At 70.1% G+C, this 15,516-nt stretch carries 17 protein-coding genes; 9 read left to right on the top strand and 8 right to left on the bottom strand.

Features of this window, described 5'->3' with window-relative positions:
• Nucleotides 1-309: 309 nt before the first annotated feature.
• Nucleotides 310-1,218: a helix-hairpin-helix domain-containing protein gene (locus HWV07_RS12820; protein ID WP_178334683.1), complete on the bottom strand. Its 909-nt coding sequence runs from the start codon at nt 1,216-1,218 to the stop codon at nt 310-312.
• 247 nt (nt 1,219-1,465) lie between these two features.
• Here HWV07_RS12820 and HWV07_RS12815 point away from each other — a divergent pair, with 247 nt between their 5' ends.
• Nucleotides 1,466-1,615: a hypothetical protein gene (locus tag HWV07_RS12815; RefSeq protein WP_178334682.1), complete on the top strand. Its 150-nt coding sequence runs from the start codon at nt 1,466-1,468 to the stop codon at nt 1,613-1,615.
• Nucleotides 1,616-1,682: 67 nt separating this feature from the next.
• On the opposite strand, the gene HWV07_RS12810 is transcribed toward HWV07_RS12815, so the two are convergent.
• Nucleotides 1,683-2,168, bottom strand: a complete 486-nt coding sequence (locus HWV07_RS12810) for a hypothetical protein (RefSeq protein ID WP_178334681.1) — start codon at nt 2,166-2,168, stop codon at nt 1,683-1,685.
• Nucleotides 2,169-2,305: 137 nt separating this feature from the next.
• Here HWV07_RS12810 and HWV07_RS12805 point away from each other — a divergent pair, with 137 nt between their 5' ends.
• The 3 genes from HWV07_RS12805 to HWV07_RS12795 all read left to right on the top strand — a co-directional run bounded on the left by HWV07_RS12805 (nt 2,306) and on the right by HWV07_RS12795 (nt 5,353).
• The gene (locus HWV07_RS12805) at nt 2,306-2,866 is read left to right on the top strand and encodes a ring-infected erythrocyte surface antigen domain-containing protein (RefSeq protein ID WP_178334680.1); all 561 of its coding nucleotides are present in this window, start codon (nt 2,306-2,308) and stop codon (nt 2,864-2,866) included.
• Between the two features lie 140 nt (nt 2,867-3,006).
• Entirely contained in the window at nt 3,007-4,524 is a 1,518-nt protein-coding gene (locus HWV07_RS12800) for a glutamate-cysteine ligase family protein (protein ID WP_178334679.1), read from the top strand.
• Between the two features lie 37 nt (nt 4,525-4,561).
• Nucleotides 4,562-5,353 (top strand): YihY/virulence factor BrkB family protein, encoded by a 792-nt coding sequence (locus HWV07_RS12795; protein ID WP_178334678.1) that lies wholly within the window; start codon nt 4,562-4,564, stop codon nt 5,351-5,353.
• Here the strand turns inward: HWV07_RS12795 and ilvA are convergent.
• From ilvA to HWV07_RS12770, 5 genes are all read right to left on the bottom strand, one after another.
• Entirely contained in the window at nt 5,350-6,558 is a 1,209-nt protein-coding gene (gene ilvA / locus HWV07_RS12790; RefSeq protein ID WP_178334677.1) for a threonine ammonia-lyase, read from the bottom strand. The genes HWV07_RS12795 and ilvA overlap by 4 nt on opposite strands.
• A gap of 315 nt (nt 6,559-6,873) precedes the next feature.
• Complete coding sequence (locus tag HWV07_RS12785; RefSeq protein WP_178334676.1) at nt 6,874-7,299, bottom strand: Hsp20/alpha crystallin family protein; 426 nt, start codon at nt 7,297-7,299, stop codon at nt 6,874-6,876.
• A gap of 53 nt (nt 7,300-7,352) precedes the next feature.
• Complete coding sequence (locus HWV07_RS12780) at nt 7,353-8,216, bottom strand: ABC transporter permease (protein ID WP_178334675.1); 864 nt, start codon at nt 8,214-8,216, stop codon at nt 7,353-7,355.
• Nucleotides 8,213-9,121, bottom strand: a complete 909-nt coding sequence (locus tag HWV07_RS12775; protein ID WP_178334674.1) for an ABC transporter ATP-binding protein — start codon at nt 9,119-9,121, stop codon at nt 8,213-8,215. The genes HWV07_RS12780 and HWV07_RS12775 overlap by 4 nt, the downstream gene beginning before the upstream one ends.
• A gap of 90 nt (nt 9,122-9,211) precedes the next feature.
• Nucleotides 9,212-9,475, bottom strand: coding sequence for a DUF7967 family protein (locus HWV07_RS12770; RefSeq protein ID WP_178334673.1), 264 nt, complete (start codon nt 9,473-9,475; stop codon nt 9,212-9,214).
• Between the two features lie 163 nt (nt 9,476-9,638).
• Between HWV07_RS12770 and HWV07_RS12765 the strand changes: the two genes are divergently transcribed.
• The gene (locus HWV07_RS12765; RefSeq protein ID WP_178334672.1) at nt 9,639-11,369 is read left to right on the top strand and encodes an excinuclease ABC subunit C; all 1,731 of its coding nucleotides are present in this window, start codon (nt 9,639-9,641) and stop codon (nt 11,367-11,369) included.
• A gap of 11 nt (nt 11,370-11,380) precedes the next feature.
• Here HWV07_RS12765 and HWV07_RS12760 read toward each other — a convergent pair whose 3' ends face one another.
• Nucleotides 11,381-11,908: an FxLYD domain-containing protein gene (locus HWV07_RS12760; RefSeq protein ID WP_178334671.1), complete on the bottom strand. Its 528-nt coding sequence runs from the start codon at nt 11,906-11,908 to the stop codon at nt 11,381-11,383.
• A gap of 106 nt (nt 11,909-12,014) precedes the next feature.
• Between HWV07_RS12760 and HWV07_RS12755 the strand changes: the two genes are divergently transcribed.
• The 4 genes from HWV07_RS12755 (at nt 12,015) to HWV07_RS12740 (ending at nt 15,516) form a co-directional block, all read left to right on the top strand.
• Entirely contained in the window at nt 12,015-13,160 is a 1,146-nt protein-coding gene (locus tag HWV07_RS12755) for an SPFH domain-containing protein (protein ID WP_178334670.1), read from the top strand.
• Between the two features lie 127 nt (nt 13,161-13,287).
• Entirely contained in the window at nt 13,288-13,827 is a 540-nt protein-coding gene (gene cbiT / locus HWV07_RS12750) for a precorrin-6Y C5,15-methyltransferase (decarboxylating) subunit CbiT (RefSeq protein ID WP_178334669.1), read from the top strand.
• Nucleotides 13,824-14,639 (top strand): cobalt-factor II C(20)-methyltransferase, encoded by an 816-nt coding sequence (locus HWV07_RS12745; RefSeq protein WP_178334668.1) that lies wholly within the window; start codon nt 13,824-13,826, stop codon nt 14,637-14,639. The genes cbiT and HWV07_RS12745 overlap by 4 nt, the downstream gene beginning before the upstream one ends.
• Nucleotides 14,632-15,516 carry a cobalt-precorrin-4/precorrin-4 C(11)-methyltransferase gene (locus tag HWV07_RS12740; RefSeq protein ID WP_178334667.1) on the top strand — a complete coding sequence of 295 codons (885 nt, stop codon included), beginning with the start codon at nt 14,632-14,634 and terminating at the stop codon, nt 15,514-15,516. The genes HWV07_RS12745 and HWV07_RS12740 overlap by 8 nt, the downstream gene beginning before the upstream one ends.

Genomic DNA, 15,516 nt, shown 5'->3' with positions numbered 1-15,516 from the left:
CCGCTTCAACGCGCCGAATGATAGACGGTGTTGTCCGTACTACCCTGCGCTCGGTTTGCAAGCTGGTTCTCACAGCTGATCCAGACTCATACTGCTGGAATCATCCTACCCACAATTCGGTCGGTATAGGGAACGTACGGACCGATGAACGTATCGATATTGGAAGCCACAGCAAACTGCTTCGACGAATTTACCTCCCGCTGCTGGCTGTTGTACTCATCACCTGGCTGTTCCGAATCACGGTGTTCACGCCAAACGAGAGTCTACTGACGACTGCCACCGCGGAAAGAAAAACGCTGCTCGTCGGAGTTAGATCCCGGACTGGGCCGCCTCGATCCACTCCTCGGCCTCGGACTCGGAGACGCCGACGGCCGTCGCGACCGCGTCGGCGTTCGCCTCGGCCAGCGCGTCGATGGACTCGTAGCCCTGGTCGTAGAGCAGGTCGGCGTTGTCGGTGCCGAGGTCGGCGAGGGTGTCGATGGACTCCTCGGCAGCCTCCGCCTGCGTCTCGACCTGTTCTTCGGCCGCGTCGGCGGTCTCCTCGGCCAGGTCTTCCGCGTTCTCCTGGGTGGTCCGGGCGACCTGTTCGGTCTGCTCCTGGGCCGTCCGTGCGGCCTCCTCGGCCTGCTGGACGCCCTCGATCGTCTGCCGTTCCGCGTCGGCGTGAGCGTCGAGGAACGCGTCGATCGACTGGGCGACGAACTGCTGTTGCTGCTCGTTCAGGTCCTCGAAGGCGTCGAGGAACTCCGGCTCGAACTCGTCCCAGGCCTCGTCCTGGGCGTCGGAGAACGCCTCGAACTGCTCGTCGACGGTCGTGCGGACGTCGAAGTCCTCGGACTCCAGGGCCGACTGGAAGGCGTCGAACTGCGCGTTGAGGAGCTGCTGGAAGAACTCCGCGCCCTCCTCGAACTGGGAGTTGAGCACTTCCTGGGTGAGCTCGGCGTTCTGCTCGAACTGCTCGTCCATCGCGGCGCGGAAGTCGCTCTCGTTCTTGTCGACGGCCGACTCGAAGGCGTCGATCTGGGCGTCGGTCACCTCGTGGGCGAGTTCGGCGCCCTGCTTCTGGGCGGAACGCTGGGCCGTCATGCTGTTGCGCAGGAACGCCTCGGTCGCGTTCTGCTGGATCTCGAGGCCCTGCTCGAACAGCTGCTGGGCCGGCCTGGTCGCCTGTCGCTGCATCTCGAACATCGTGTGGATCGGTGTGGTTGCGTTAGTCATGGGTTGTGTGGTGGGCGGCGAGATGGCCAGAAGCCACCCCGCCGCTGGTCTTCGCATTTGAAACGAGGGGACTCACACTGATAAGGGTTGCCGCGCAAAGGCTTTCGTTGCCTTTCGATACCGTCAGATGGTTACCATCCTGTTGGAGAGCCAACGTGAATTGGACCCGGACGGCGACGACGACGAGCAGACGGCGAGACCGGGCCAGGACCCAGCGTTCATGCACCGGCGGGCCCTAGTACGAGCGATGGAAGAAACCTCACAGACGGGGCCCTGGGTGCTCGCGCTCGGGGCCCTCGCGATCGGTGTCGCGGCGCTCGTCGTCGAGGGACTGCGCCGAAGCGGAGACGACGAGGGCGAGGGTCGCGACGGTGCCGGACAGGAACAGCGGAGCTGACGACCGGAACGGAGTACAGCCGGTACGCTCGAGTGGGGTCGAGAAGCGAAGGAGAGGGGGCGACGGCTCAGTCCGGCGTCGAGTCGCCGCTGGTGGCGACGGCTTCGAGGAGCGTCTCGCGCTCGTCGAAGTACGCGGGGGCGTCGGCGTCGCGCTCGAAGGAGACGACGCGGTCGAGGGCGGCCTGCCAGTCGTCGAGGTCCGTCTCCAGTTCCTCGGCCAGTTCGACGTAGCCGGCGGCGAGGTCCTGGAACAGCTCCATCCGCGTCTGCTTGGCCTCGACGAGCGCCTGCTTCGTCTGGAGTTCCTCCTCCAGCTGTTCGAGGTCCTCGACGTCGTCCTCGCCGGCCGCGGTCGCCGGCGGCTCGGCGGCGGTCGGGGCCCCCTGGTCGGCCAGCCGCGTCCGCATCCCGGCGATGTCCTCGTCGATCTCGTCGAGCAGGTCGTCGGCCTCCTCCCCGATGGTCTGGACGCGCCCCGAGAGCAGCCCGGCCTGCGTCCGGCAGTACTCGGCCAGTTCCGGGATCGTCAGCTGGCCCCCGTCGTCGGTCATGTCCACGGCTTGGGGCTCCAGCCCGAAGGCAGTTGTCACCCGCGGAGGGCAGTTAGCAGACACCTGATGCCATCTGAAACCATCCGATGCCATTCAGCGGTAAGTTTATATCCTCTCGGGTGGTAGTTGGAAGTACAATGAGCCAGAACGACTCCGCCGTCAGTCCGGTCTTCGAGTTCCAGCGCAACGCCATCGAGCAGACCCACCGCGTCTTCGCACGCGGCGTCGAGTTCCAGCAGACCGTCAACGAGACGTTCGTCGAGAGCTTCGACTCCGCAGCGGGCGTCTCCCAGCGCAGCAACGACCTCCTCCGCCGCAGCGTCGACGCCTACTTCGACGCCGTCGAGGCCACCGTCCCCGGCGACCAGGAGGTCCTCGCCGAGGTCCGCGAGAACGTCGACGAGCAGTTCGACGCCCTCGAGGAGAGCCAGTCCGAGGCCCTCGAGACCATCGAGCAGAACCTCCAGGAGGGCTCCGAGTCCGTCGACGAGATGCTCGAGGACTTCCTCGCGCAGCTCGACGAGCAGGTCCAGTCGCTGCTGGAGACCAGCGAGGACCTCGAGGACCAGACCGTCGAGGCCCTCGAGAACCTCGAGGAGCAGATCGACGAGCTCCAGGCCCAGGTCGAGGAGCAGTCCGAGCAGCTCCAGAACCAGGTCGAGGAGGCCACGGAGCAGGTCGGCGACACGGTCGCCTGAACGGCGGCGACTCCCTCAGAGTTCCCCACTAGTTCTTCCCTTTTCTCTCGCGTCTCGCCTCCGGAGCGACGGCGCCGTCCCGGCACGCCGACGCGGCCGGAGCCCCACGTTTCAAACCGTTCCCCGACGGAGGGGGACACATGTCCGCTTCAGAGCTCGCGGCGCAGGTGAAGGAGGCCCTGGAAGCCGACGGCGAGGAGTTCGCGTCGCGGGTCGAGGCAGAGGTGGAGGTGCTGCGCGAGGAGATCGAGGCGGGCACCTTCGACAACCCGCAGGCCATCGTCGGCCTGGAGTACGAGTTCTACGCCGTCGACGCCGAGACCGACGCGCTGATGCGCGTCCCCCGGCGCCTGCTCGAGTACATCGGCTTCGAGAAGGAGCTGGGGCTCCACAACGCGGAGCTGTCGACGGCGCCGCAGCCCCTCTCGAAGTACGGCCTGCGCGCCCAGGAGGCCGAGGTGCAGGCGAAGCTCGACGCCGCCCAGAACGAGGTCGCCCGCGAGGGGATGGCCCTCGTGAGCGACGGCCTCTGGACGGTGCCGCCGGTCGGCGAGACGGCCACCGGCTACCTCACCGACAGCGTCGAGGAAGAGGGCGTCCGCCTCGCGACGAACATGTCGGCGGCCGTCCGGTACCACGCGATGGCCAACACCGACTACGCCGCCGAGCTGCAGCTGGACGCCCCGCACGTCTCGCTGTCGGCGGACACGGTGATGCCGGAGAGTCTCATCACCTCTATCCAGCCGCACTACCAGATGGCCCACGCCCACGACCTCCCGGAGAACTTCCGGTACGCGCTGCGCATCGCGGGGCCGCTGCTGGCCGTCTCCGTGAACTCGCCGTTCTTCCCGCCGGACCTCTACCACGCCGACCCCGAGACGATCCTCTCGGAGGGGTGGATGGAGAACCGCGTGCCCATCTTCGAGTCGGTGCTCAACCCCAGCGACGACGAGAAGGTGACGTTCCCGCGGGACCTCGAGGACATCGACGACGCCCTCGAGCGGATCGCGACCGACGAGACGGTCGTGCCCGCGACCGTCGAGACCGGCGACCGCTTCGACGACGAGTTCGCGCACTTCCGGCACAAGCACGGGAGCTTCTGGCGGTGGGTGCGCCCGGTCTTCGGGGGTCGGACACGCAAGGGCGCCAACGCGCGCATCGAGTTCCGGCCGCTGCCGGCCCAGCCGACCGTCCGCGACACCGTCGCGCTGCAGGCAGTGTTCGCCGGGCTGCTCGAGAGCCTCCCGCGGCGGGAACACCCCGTCTACGACCAGTCCTGGGCGGTCGCCCGCGAGAACTTCTACGCGGCGGTCCGGGAGGGCCTCGACGCCGACCTGCGGTGGGTCACCGCCGACGCCACCGAGACGACCGACACCGAGGAGCTGTACGCCGAGCTGTTCGAGCTCGCCCGCGACGGCCTCGAGCTCCGCGGGATGGACGCCGAGGAGGCCAACCGCTACATCCAGCCGCTCCGCGAGCGCGTCGACCGCGGCGTCACGCCCGCCAGCTGGAAGCACGGCCGCGTCCGGCGGGCCGTCGACCGCGGCGAGCCGTTCGCCCAGGCCATCTGGGGGATGCAGTCCGAGTACATCGACGAGCAGTCCGAGACGCTGGTCGAGGGGACGTTCGTCGACTGGCTGGGCGACGATGGGGCCTGACGGCTGCCGTTTTACGTCCGCTCCCGCTAGTTGGCGTATGCCGAGTCGGGAGGACGTCGTCGAGTTCGCGGTGGCCGTCTTCCGGTCGGCCGAAGAGCACGACGTCAAGTATCCGGCGGCCGCCTTCGCCTACTACGGGTTCGTCGCGTTCCTCCCGCTGCTCGTGCTGGCTGTCGGGCTCCTCGACCGGGCCGCCGTCGTCCGGCTCGACCGGTCGCTGCCGCAGCTCCTGGCGCCGGAGGCCCAGCTGCTGGTCTACGAGTCGCTGGCGGTCGCCTCGGGCCGGGCGGGCGCGACCCTGTTCGCCATCGGCGTCTTCGCCTGGAGCGGCGCCAACATGACCGTCGCCTTCCAGACCATCGTCGAGCGGGTCGAAGGGCTCGACGGCCGGACCTGGGGTGAACAGCTCCGCGACGCCGCCGGCATCTTCGCGTCGCTCTGCCTGGCCGTCGGGTCCGTGGTGTTCACGGAGGGGTTCGTGGCAGCCCGCTCCACGGTGCCGTTCGTCACGTGGCTGGCGCCGGGCGTGCTCCTGGTGACGCTCACCCTCGCGTTCCTCCCGCTGTACTTCGTCTCCTCGCAGGTCGTGACGGATCTGGTCTCGGCGCTGCCGGGCGCGATCACCGCGGCGCTCGGGTGGACGTCCCTCGTGACCGGCGTCGTCTTCTACGCCTCCAACGCCGGACAGTACGCCCTCTATGGCATCCTCAGCGGCATCATCCTCATCTTCACGAGCCTCTACATCGCCGCCGCCGCGCTCATGCTGGGCGTCGTCGTCAACGCCACGGTCGCCGAGTTTCGCGAAGCGTCGGGGGCCGCCGGCGACTAGGAGAGCACCTCGACCTCGTAGCCGGCGGCCTCCAGGGTCTCGAGCAGGTCGAGGACGTGCTCGGGGCCGCGGGTCTCGAGGTCGAGTTCGACCTCGGCGGCGTTCATCGCGATGTCCTTGGAGGCGCGGTCGTGCTCGATGGCGTGGATGTTGGTCCGGTTGTCGGCGAGCAGTTCGGCGAGGTCGACCAGCGCGCCGGGGCGGTCCTTGAGGACGGTCCTGATCCGCAGGAAGCGGCCGCGCTCGACGAGCCCGCGGGTGACGACGGTGGTGAGGACGTTGAGGTCGATGTTGCCGCCGGAGAGCACCGGGACGACGGTCTCGCCGTCCTCGTAGTCGAAGCGCTCCTCGAGGACGGCCGCGACGGGGACGGCGCCGGCGCCCTCGACGAGCACCTTCGTCCGCTCCAGCAGCGACGTCAGCGCGTCGGCGATCTCGGGGTCGGAGACCGTGACGACCTCGTCGACGCGCTCCTCGATGACGTCGAAGGTGTGCTCGCCGACCGTCCGGGTCGCGATGCCGTCGGCGATGGTGTCGACGGACTCCCGCTCGACGCGCTCGCCTTTCTGCAGGGACTCGGCGACGCTGGAGGCGCCCTCGGCCTGCACGCCGATCACGCGCGCGTCGGTGGCGGCCTTCAGCGCGGTCGCGACGCCGGCGATGAGGCCCCCGCCGCCGATGGAGACGACGACCGTGTCGACGTCCGGGCACTGCTCGGCGATCTCGAGGCCGATGGTGCCCTGGCCGGCCATCACCGCGGGGTCGTCGAAGGCGTGGACGTAGGTGCGGTCCTCCTCGCGTTCGATCTCGTGGGCGCGGTCGGCGGCGTCGGCGTAGTCGGTGCCGTGGAGGACGACCTCGGCGCCGTACTCCTCGGTCGCGTTGATCTTTGAGATGGGCGCGTACTCGGGCATGACGATGGTCGAGTCGACGCCCGCCCGGGTGGCCGCGAGGGCGACGCCCTGGGCGTGGTTGCCGGCGCTGGCGGTGACGACCCCGGCCTCGCGCTCGGCGTCGTCGAGCTGGGCGATCATGTTGGTGGCGCCCCGGATCTTGAACGAGCCGGTGCGCTGGAAGTTCTCCAGCTTCAGGCGCACGTCGGCGCCGGTGTACTTCGAGAAGGTGTTGGAGTACTCGAGCGGCGTCTCCCGCGCCGTCTCAGCGACGCGGTCGCGGGCCGCCGTCACGTCCGCGAGTTCGAGCATACCCCCGCCTAGTCGGGGCTGGGTGGTAGGCCTTCCGGGCGGCGGGTCCGCCGGCGGACGGGAACGGTCGGTGTGCGGTCGACCTCGCCCGGGGGAGCACCGCCGCTCGGAGTGTAGCGACCAAAGGGGAAGGAGCGTGTGCAACTGATTCGGGGGAGGGGAGGAACATAAAACCCGCCCATGCATACTGAAAGTGAAATCGGCAGCGGGCGGCGCTGTGAGGCCGTCGTCAGACGGTCGTTCGACGGCCGGCCGACGGTTCGATACGGGGTTCGAATCGGTGGGGAAAGCGGGGGCTCGATCTCGGCCGGCCGGTCAGTTGATCGGGATGTCGTGGCCGTCGTCGACGCCGACCTTCGGGAGGGTCACCGTGAGGACGCCGTTGTTGTACTCCGCCTCGGTGCCGGACTCGTCGACGGCCTCCGGGAGCCGGATCGTCCGGCTGACCGACTGCTGGCGGCGCTCCTTGCGGACGTAGCGGCCGTCGTCCTCCTCGGCCGTGGTGGCGTCGGTGTGGTCGGCGGAGACGGTGAGCCGCTCGCCGGCGAGCTGGACGTCGATGTCCTCGCGGTCGTACCCCGGGAGGTCCGCCGTGACGACGTACTCGTCGCCGGCGTCCTCGACGTCGACGGCGACCGAGCCGCCGAGGGGGCCGCCCAGGGCGCCGCCCTCAGTGGGGTCGAACTGGCTGCTCATCCGGTCGAACATGCGCTCGATCTCGTCGAAGGGGTTCCGGGACATCGTGTCGGTGACGAGGGGCCGCGGACGCAAAAAGGATTCCCGGGGGGTCGGCCTCAGAGGTCGGCGGACTCGAACCGGAGGTAGCCGATCGCCAGCGGAACGACGATCCACAGCGCCAGCACGACGAAGCCGAACCAGTCCTGGACGTAGAAGGGCAACTCGGAGACCGCCTGGTCCAGGCTCTGGTCGTCGGCCATGAGCCGGATCGTCCAGTTCGTCCCCTGCTGGTAGGCGGTGGTGGGGCTGAGGATCTGGATGAACTGGTAGAGTTGGTAGAGGCTGTCGCCCTGCTGGATACCCTCGTAGGAGAAGCCGTTCGCGACGTAGACGATGCCCCGGCCGAGGATGCCCCACAGGAACTGGAAGACGACGAACAGGCCGAACGAACCGTAGGCGGCCCGGGACGTGGAGGAGGTGAACGCGGAGATGCCGACCGCGATGGCGACGAAGACGAACGCGAACAGCAGCGAGATCAGCACGAACGCCAGGTACTCCACCGGTGCGAAGCCGTCGGCCAGCGCCGCGGTGACCACGAGCCCGATGGAGAAGCCGATCAGCAGCGCGACGGAGACGACCGCGGCGCGGCCGAGGAACTTCCCGGCGACGACGTCCTCGCGGCTGTTCGGCAGCGACAGCAGCAGCTTCAGGCTTCCGCTCTGTCGTTCCCCCGCCAGCGAGCGATAGGCGGCCGCGATGGCGACGATGGGGATGAACACGGCCGTCGCCCGGACGAGGCCGCTGATCAGCAGGGCCGTCGTCATCTCGCCGGTGATCGTCGCCTGCTGGGGCGGCTCGATCTCCGAGACGACGTAGGAGGCGAGCGCGGCGAACAGCACGAACAGCGTCGTCAGTGCGATGAGCAGCCGCGAGCGGATGGCGTCGCGGAAGTCCTTCTCGGCGACGGCGAGCACGCTCATGCGTCGCCCTCCGTGTAGGCCGCGAAGAGGTCCTCCAGGGGCGCCTCCTCGGTCGAGAAGTCGGAGACGGTCGCGCCCGCCGCCTCCAGTTCGCCGACGACGTCCATCTTCGCCTCGTCGGCGCAGGCCACCCGGAGGGTCGTCCCCTGGACGGTCACCTCGGAGACGCCGTCGAGGCCCTCGAGCCGCGAGACCGCGTCGTCCGGTACCCGGTCGACATCGACGACGAGCGTCGAGCCGCCGGCGACGTTCTCGCGGAGCCCCGCGATGCTGTCGACGGCGACGACCTCGCCCTCGCGGATGATGCCGACGCGGTCGCAGACCGCCTCGACCTGCCCGAGGATGTGACTCGAGAAGAAGACGGTCGTGCCGTTGGCGGCCTCCTCCTCGACGATGGTCCGGAGTTGCCGGGCGCCGTTGGGGTCCAGCCCCGATGACGGCTCGTCGAGGATGAGCAGGTCGGGGTCGCCGACCAGCGCCATCGCCAGCGTGAGCCGCTGCTGCATCCCCGTGGAGAAGCCGCCGGCCTTCCGGTCGGCCGCGTCCGCCAGCCCGACGCGCTCGAGCAGGGGGTAGGGGTCGTCGTCGGCCTCCTTCGAGTCGATGGCGAACTCGAGGTGCTCGCGGGCGGTCAGCCGGTCGTAGAGGTCGTACCCCTCCGGCAGCACGCCGGTGCGCTCCCGGACGGGGACGCTCTCCTCGCGGACGTCGCGGCCGAGCACGCGGGCCGACCCGCCGTCCGGCCGGACGAAGTCGAGGATGATGTTGATCGTCGTGGACTTGCCGGCGCCGTTCGGCCCGAGGAAGCCGAAGATCTCGCCCTCCTCGACCTCCAGGTCGACGCCGCGCAACGCGCGCACGTCGCCGAAGGACTTCCGTACGCCGTCCAGCTCGATGGCGGCCATGATTCTGTCGGCGGTTCAAAGCCCGGACCTATAGGCCTTTAGGGCCCGCCTGACGTGTGTTAATCATTTCCAAAACGGGGCGCCGCCGCCTCAGATCGGGTCGTCCGGCTCGTGGTCCTCGCGGACGCGCTCGACTTCGGTGGCGTAACGCTCCCGCGTCTCCTCGTCGGCGACCGGTTCGAGGTCCTCCGGGTCCGCGTCGACGGCCGCCGTGATCGTCGTCCGCTGGAGCATCGTCGAGGCGAGCTCCTTGCGGAGCTGCTGCTTTCCGTCCGGCGTCGCGTAGATGAGGACGACGAGGTCCCGGTCCGTGTAGGTGCGCTCGACCATCCACAGCCGCTCGGTGTCGGTCATCGAGTGTGCGGTTGGTCCGCCGGTCGTTTGTACGTGCCGCTCCCGGGAGCCCCGCCGGCCTCCGAGATGTTCGGCGGGAGCGCACGGTCGGCGAGCCCAAACCAGGCAAGGGCGACCCGACGCGTCACGCTGATACGGTTCCGCCACCACTAACCGACAACACATGGACGCGGTGGCGGTCCGGGAGCGCGCGAACGACCTGCCCCGAGAGCCGGGCGTCTACCACTTCGAGGCGGGCGACGACGTCCTCTACGTCGGGAAGGCCGTCGACCTCCGGGACCGGGTGCGGTCGTACGCGGACCCGCGGGGCCGGCGCATCCGCCGGATGGTCGACGCCGCCGAGCGGATCGACTTCGCGGTCACGGACACCGAGACCCAGGCGCTCCTCCTCGAAGCCAACCTCATCAAGCGCCACCAGCCGCGGTACAACGTCCGGCTGAAGGACGACAAGTCCTACCCCCTGGTCCAGCTGACCGACCACGAGTTCCCGCGGATCGAGGTGACCCGCGACCCGGAGGACGGTGCGACGGTGTTCGGCCCGTTCACGAACAAGGGCCGCGTCGAGACCGTCGTCAAGGCACTGCGGGAGACGTACGGCATCCGCGGCTGCTCGGACCACAAGTTCGCGAACAGGGACCGACCGTGTCTCGACTACGAGATGGGGCTGTGCACGGCGCCCTGCACCGCGGAGATCGGCGCGGAGGAGTACCTCGCCGACACCGAGTCGGTGGTCCGGTTCCTCGAGGGGGAGACGGGCGTCCTCGCCGAGCCGCTGCGCGGGGAGATGGAGCGGGCCGCCCAGGAGCAGGCCTTCGAGCGCGCCGCGGCGGCCCGGGACAAGCTCGACGCCGTCGAGGCGTTCCACGAGGGCGGCGGTGAGGCGGTCGTCAACCGTGAGGAGGAGGTCGTCGACGTCCTCGGCGTCGCCGTCGAGGGCGACTCGGCGACGGTCGCGCGGCTCCACAGCGAGGACGGCAAGCTCGTCGACCGGGAACGCCACCGCGTCGACGCGCCGGAGGGCGAGGAGCGCGTGGCGGCTGTCCTCGCCGCCTTCATCCCGCAGTTCTACGCCGACCGGCGGCTGCCGGACGCGCTGCTGCTGCCGGAGCGCCACGGCGACGCGGACGTCGACCGGTGGCTGGAGGCCGAGAGCGTCGCCGTCCGGGTGCCCGGCGCCGGTCGGGAGGCGACGCTGGTCGACCTGGCGCTGAAGAACGCCCGCCGGACCGCGGGCGAGGCCGACGACGCGACCGCGCTCGCCCGCCGGCTCGGCATCGACCGCCCGGAGCGCATCGAGGGGTTCGACGTCAGCCACGCCCAGGGGAAGGCCGTCGTCGGCAGCGACGTCACCTTCGCGGGCGGCTCCCCGGAGAAGCGCGGCTACCGCCGGAAGAAGCTCGACGAGACCAACGACGACTACGGCAACATGCGGGAGCTGGTGCGGTGGCGCGCGCTGCGGTCGCTGGAGGGCCGCGACGACCGCCCGGACCCCGACCTGCTGCTCATCGACGGCGGCGAGGGGCAGCTCGGCGCCGCCCGCGACGCGCTCGCGGAGACCGGCTGGGACGTCCCCGCCATCGCGCTCGCCAAGGAGAAGGAGCTGGTCGTCACGGACGACGGCGTCTACGACTGGGAGGGCGACGACCCCGCGCTGCACCTGCTGCAGCGCGTCCGCGACGAGGCCCACCGCTTCGCCGTCCAGTACCACCAGACCGTCCGCGACACCGTGTCGACGCCGCTGGACGACGTCTCGGGGATCGGCCCCGAGCTGCGCAAGCGCCTGCTCCGGCGGTTCGGCAGCGTCGAGGGCGTCCGGAAGGCCTCCCGCGACGAACTGGCGAGCGTCGACGGCGTCGGGGAGTCGACGGCCGACGCCATCGACCGCGCGCTCTGAGGTAGCCGCCTTCAGGCGGTCATCCCGAGGGCGGCCAGGTCGTAGGCCGCGATGTCCGCGGGCGACTCGAGCAGGACGACCGTGAACGACCAGCTCGACCCCGACGAGAGGTCACCGGTGCTGGCGACATACCGGCCGAGTTGACGGTCGGAGCCGTCGTAGACGCGGACTCGGACCTCGACGGACTCGAGGCGGTCGTCGCCGGTGTTCGAGAGCGTCCCCTGGACGGTCGACCCCAGGTAGCCGTCCTCGAGGACGAACTCGTGGTCCTCGACGGTGATCGCGTCCAGCATCGAGAGGTTCTGGTCGACCTGCTGCTGGGCGACGGCCTCCGCTGCGGACATCTCCGAGGCGTTCCGTGCGGTTCCGTTGACGCCCTCTACCGTCCGCTCCTCGTAGGAGGGAGAGCGGGCAGAGTCGCTACAGCCGGCGAGCCCGACGGCCAGGCCCGCGCCGAGACCCGCGACGACCCGGCGGCGGCTCGACGAGAGCGGGCCCGCCCGCGACTCCCGGTCGGCGTGGTGTCGCTGCTCTGTCATAGTTGCCCAGACGGGGCCGACCCATTTCAGTGCTGGTCTCCCGGGCCCGAGAGACCGCGGCGCTCGCGCGCCAGGGTTCAAGTGCGGACGGGCCCAAACCGGGGGTATGTCCCGAAGCGCCGCCCGGTCGCTCGGGCGCGCGAGCGCCCGCGTCACCTCCAGCCTGACGGTCGCCGCGCTGGCGGCGGCAGCGGTGGGGCTGGCGGTCTGGTCCGGGGTCGTCCAGTTCGACCCGATGCTCCTCGTGGGGCTGGCGCTGCTGGCGATCACCGTCGCGGCGGTCGTCAGTTCCATCGAGATCGTCGAGGCCTACGAGAAGCGCGCACTGACGGTCTTCGGCGAGTTCCGCGAACTCCTCGAGCCGGGGCTCCACGTCGTCCCGCCGTTCGTCTCGCGGACCTACCCCTTCGACCTCCGGACCCAGACGCTCGACGTGCCCCAGCAGGAGGCGATCACCCGCGACAACTCGCCGGTCATCGCCGACGCCGTCGTCTACGTCCGGGTGATGGACGCGAAGCGGGCGTTCCTCGAGGTCGAGGACTACCGGAACGCGACATCGAACCTCGCGCAGACGACGCTCCGGGCGGCGCTGGGCGACATGGAACTGGACGAGACGCTCAGCCAGCGCGAGAAGATCAACGCGCGCATCCGCGAGGAACTGGAGGGCCCGACCGACGAGTGGGGCGTCCGCGTCGAGGCCGTCGAGGTGCGGGAGGTCACCCCCTCCGGCGCCGTCACCGGCGCGATGGAGCAGCAGACCGCCGCGGAGCGCCGCCGCCGGGCGATGATCCTCGAGGCGCAGGGCGAGCGGCGCTCGGCCGTCGAGCGCGCGGAGGGCGACAAACAGGCCGACATCGTCCGCGCGCAGGGGGAAAAGCAGAGCCAGATCCTCGAGGCGCAGGGCGACGCCATCGCGACGGTGCTGCGGGCGAAGTCCGCGGAGTCGATGGGCGAGCGCGCCATCGTCGAGCGCGGCATGGACGCGCTGACCGAGATCGGCACCAGCCCCTCGACGACGTACGTCCTGCCCCAGGAGCTCACCTCGATGCTCTCGCGGTACGGGAGACACCTCACCGGCAGCGACGGGGCCGCCGGGGACGGCCCGCCCCTGGAGTCGCTCGGCTTCGACGAGGAGACCAGCGAACTGCTCGGCCTGGACGACATCGACTCCATCGCGGCCGGCAACGGCGCCGGCGGGATGGACTTCGAGATGGAGACCGCCGACATCGAGCGGGACGCCGCCGACGAGTGAGGACGTCAGTTCTCCAGAGGCACTCGACCTCGTAGCGATAGCTGAGCAAGTTCACCCGCCGGTCGATAAACCACACTTTCCCTAGAACAAGCATAATTGTTTTACGCGCTGCTGTAGTTGTATCCCCATGGCACGCGTAGCGCTCCCCCACGACGCGAAGGCCGGGCCGACGAAGCCGGAGGTCCGGTCGGTGACGCTCGGGAAGCTCGAGTTGGGCCCGGCCGACCACTTCGTCGAGGTCGGCTCCTGCACCGGCGCGGTCACCGTCGAGGCCGCCCGTCGGGCCGGCCGCGTGACGGCGCTGGAACGGAAGCCAGAGCGGCTCGAGACGACTCGGAAGAACCTCGCGGCGAACGACGTCGGCGACGTTGAACTGATCGACGGGGAGGCCCCCGAGGGGCTCCCCGACGACGCCGACGCGCTGTTCCTCGGCGGGTCGAGGAACTACGGCGCGGTACTGGACCACGCCGCGGAGACCGGCGTCGACCGGATCGTCATGAACGTCTCGCGGCTGGAGGTCGCCGGCGACGCCGTCCGGGCCTTCCGCGAGCGCGACCTGTTCGAGGAGATCGTCCAGGTGCAGGTCTCGACGGGCTACGAGCTCGCCGGCGCGACCAGCTTCGACTCGAACAACCCCGTCTACGTCGTCGTCGGAGGTGCGGCGTGACGCTGTACGGCGTCGGGCTCGGCCCAGGCGACGCCGGGCTCGTGACCGTCCGCGGCCGCGAGGTCCTCGCGGACGCCGATACGGTCTACACGCCCGGGCGGCTCTCCCGGAACGTCGCGACCGAGTACGTCGACGAGTCCCAGCTCGGCGACCTCGACTTCCCGATGACGCGCGACGAGGACGAACTCCGACGGGCCTGGAAGGCCGCCGCCGAGGAGGTCGCCCCCGTCGCCGAGGACGGCAGCGCCGCCTTCGTCACGCTCGGGGACCCGAACGTCTACTCGACGTTCGGCCACCTCCGGCGGACGCTCGACCGCTTCCACCCGGAGGTCGACCTGGAGGTCGTCCCGGGTGTCTCGGCGGTGACCGCGTTCGCGACGGCGCTGGACGTCGAGATCACGGCCGGCTCCGACCTCGTCCTCCGCGAGGCGGCCGGCGGGAAGGCCCCTACCGGCCCCGACCGGATGGTGCTGTTCAAGGTCACCGACGTGCCCGCGACCCACGAGGGGCTGCTCGAGGCGGGCTACGACGTCACCTACGGCCGTCGGCTGTTCATGGACGGCCACGAGTCGGTCGTGACGAGCGACCCCGACCGGCTCGACGAGCGCGACTACTACACCGTCGCCTACGCCGAGCAGCCGGACGCCGGCGAGGAGCCGGCGACCGCGGCGTTCGGCCGGGAAGCGGCGACCGACGGTGGCGGAACCGTCGCGGAGGAGCTAGCGGTCGCCGAATCGGGCGGGGACAGCGAGGCGCATCGCGCCTCGACCGGTCGAGCAGTGGAACCGCGAGAGGAGGTCCACCATGACTGAGGAGGCGGACCCGCAGGCGGCCATCGACGCCGAGCGGGCGCGGCTGGCCGGGGAGCGCGACGACCGCATCTACGAGCACGGCGCCGGCGACGAACAGGAGGGCATCCCCTTCGTCGGCGCCGGGCCGGGCGACCCCCGACTGCTGACCGTCGCCGGCCGGGAACTGCTGGCCGACGCCGACCTCGTCGTCCACGCCGGCTCGCTGGTCAACAGCGAACTGCTGGAGGTCTACTGCGACCACGCCGAACTGGTCAACAGCGTCGGCAAGGACCTCGAGGAGCTAATCCCACTGATGCGGGACGCCTACGAGGACGGCCGCGAGGTCGTCCGGCTGCACAGCGGCGACCCAGCAATCTACGGCGCCGCCCTCGAGCAGATGGACGCCCTGGAGCACGAGGGCGTGCCCACCTACATCGTCCCCGGCGTCACGTCGGCGTTCGCCGCGAGCGCGACGCTGCGCACGCAGCTGACGCTCAACGGCGTCGCCAACCACGTCGCCTTCACGCGTCCGCAGGGGAAGACGCTCGACCCCGAGGACGATCACATCGCCGACTTCGTCGGGAAGGGCGACGTGACGACCTGCATCTACCTCGGCACCCACGCCATCCCGGAGACGATGGACCGGCTGCTCGACTCGGGCGCCGACCCCGAGACGCCGGTGGCGGTCGTCTACCACGCGTCCTGGCCCGACGAGGACGTGCTGGAGGGCACCGTCGCCACCATCGACGAGGCCGTCGAGGAGGCCGGCTACCGGGCCTCCGCGATGGTGATCGTCGGCGGGGCGGCCCGCGGCGCGAGCGACGAGGGGTACGAGCGGTCGTACCTCTACGGCGACTGGGCGAACAGGAGCGGAGACACAGCGGAGGGAGACGACTGA

Origin of the sequence: Natronomonas salina, from assembly GCF_013391105.1 — an archaeon.
Lineage (GTDB): Archaea > Halobacteriota > Halobacteria > Halobacteriales > Haloarculaceae > Natronomonas > Natronomonas salina.
This window is presented reverse-complemented; position numbering and strand designations above follow the sequence as displayed.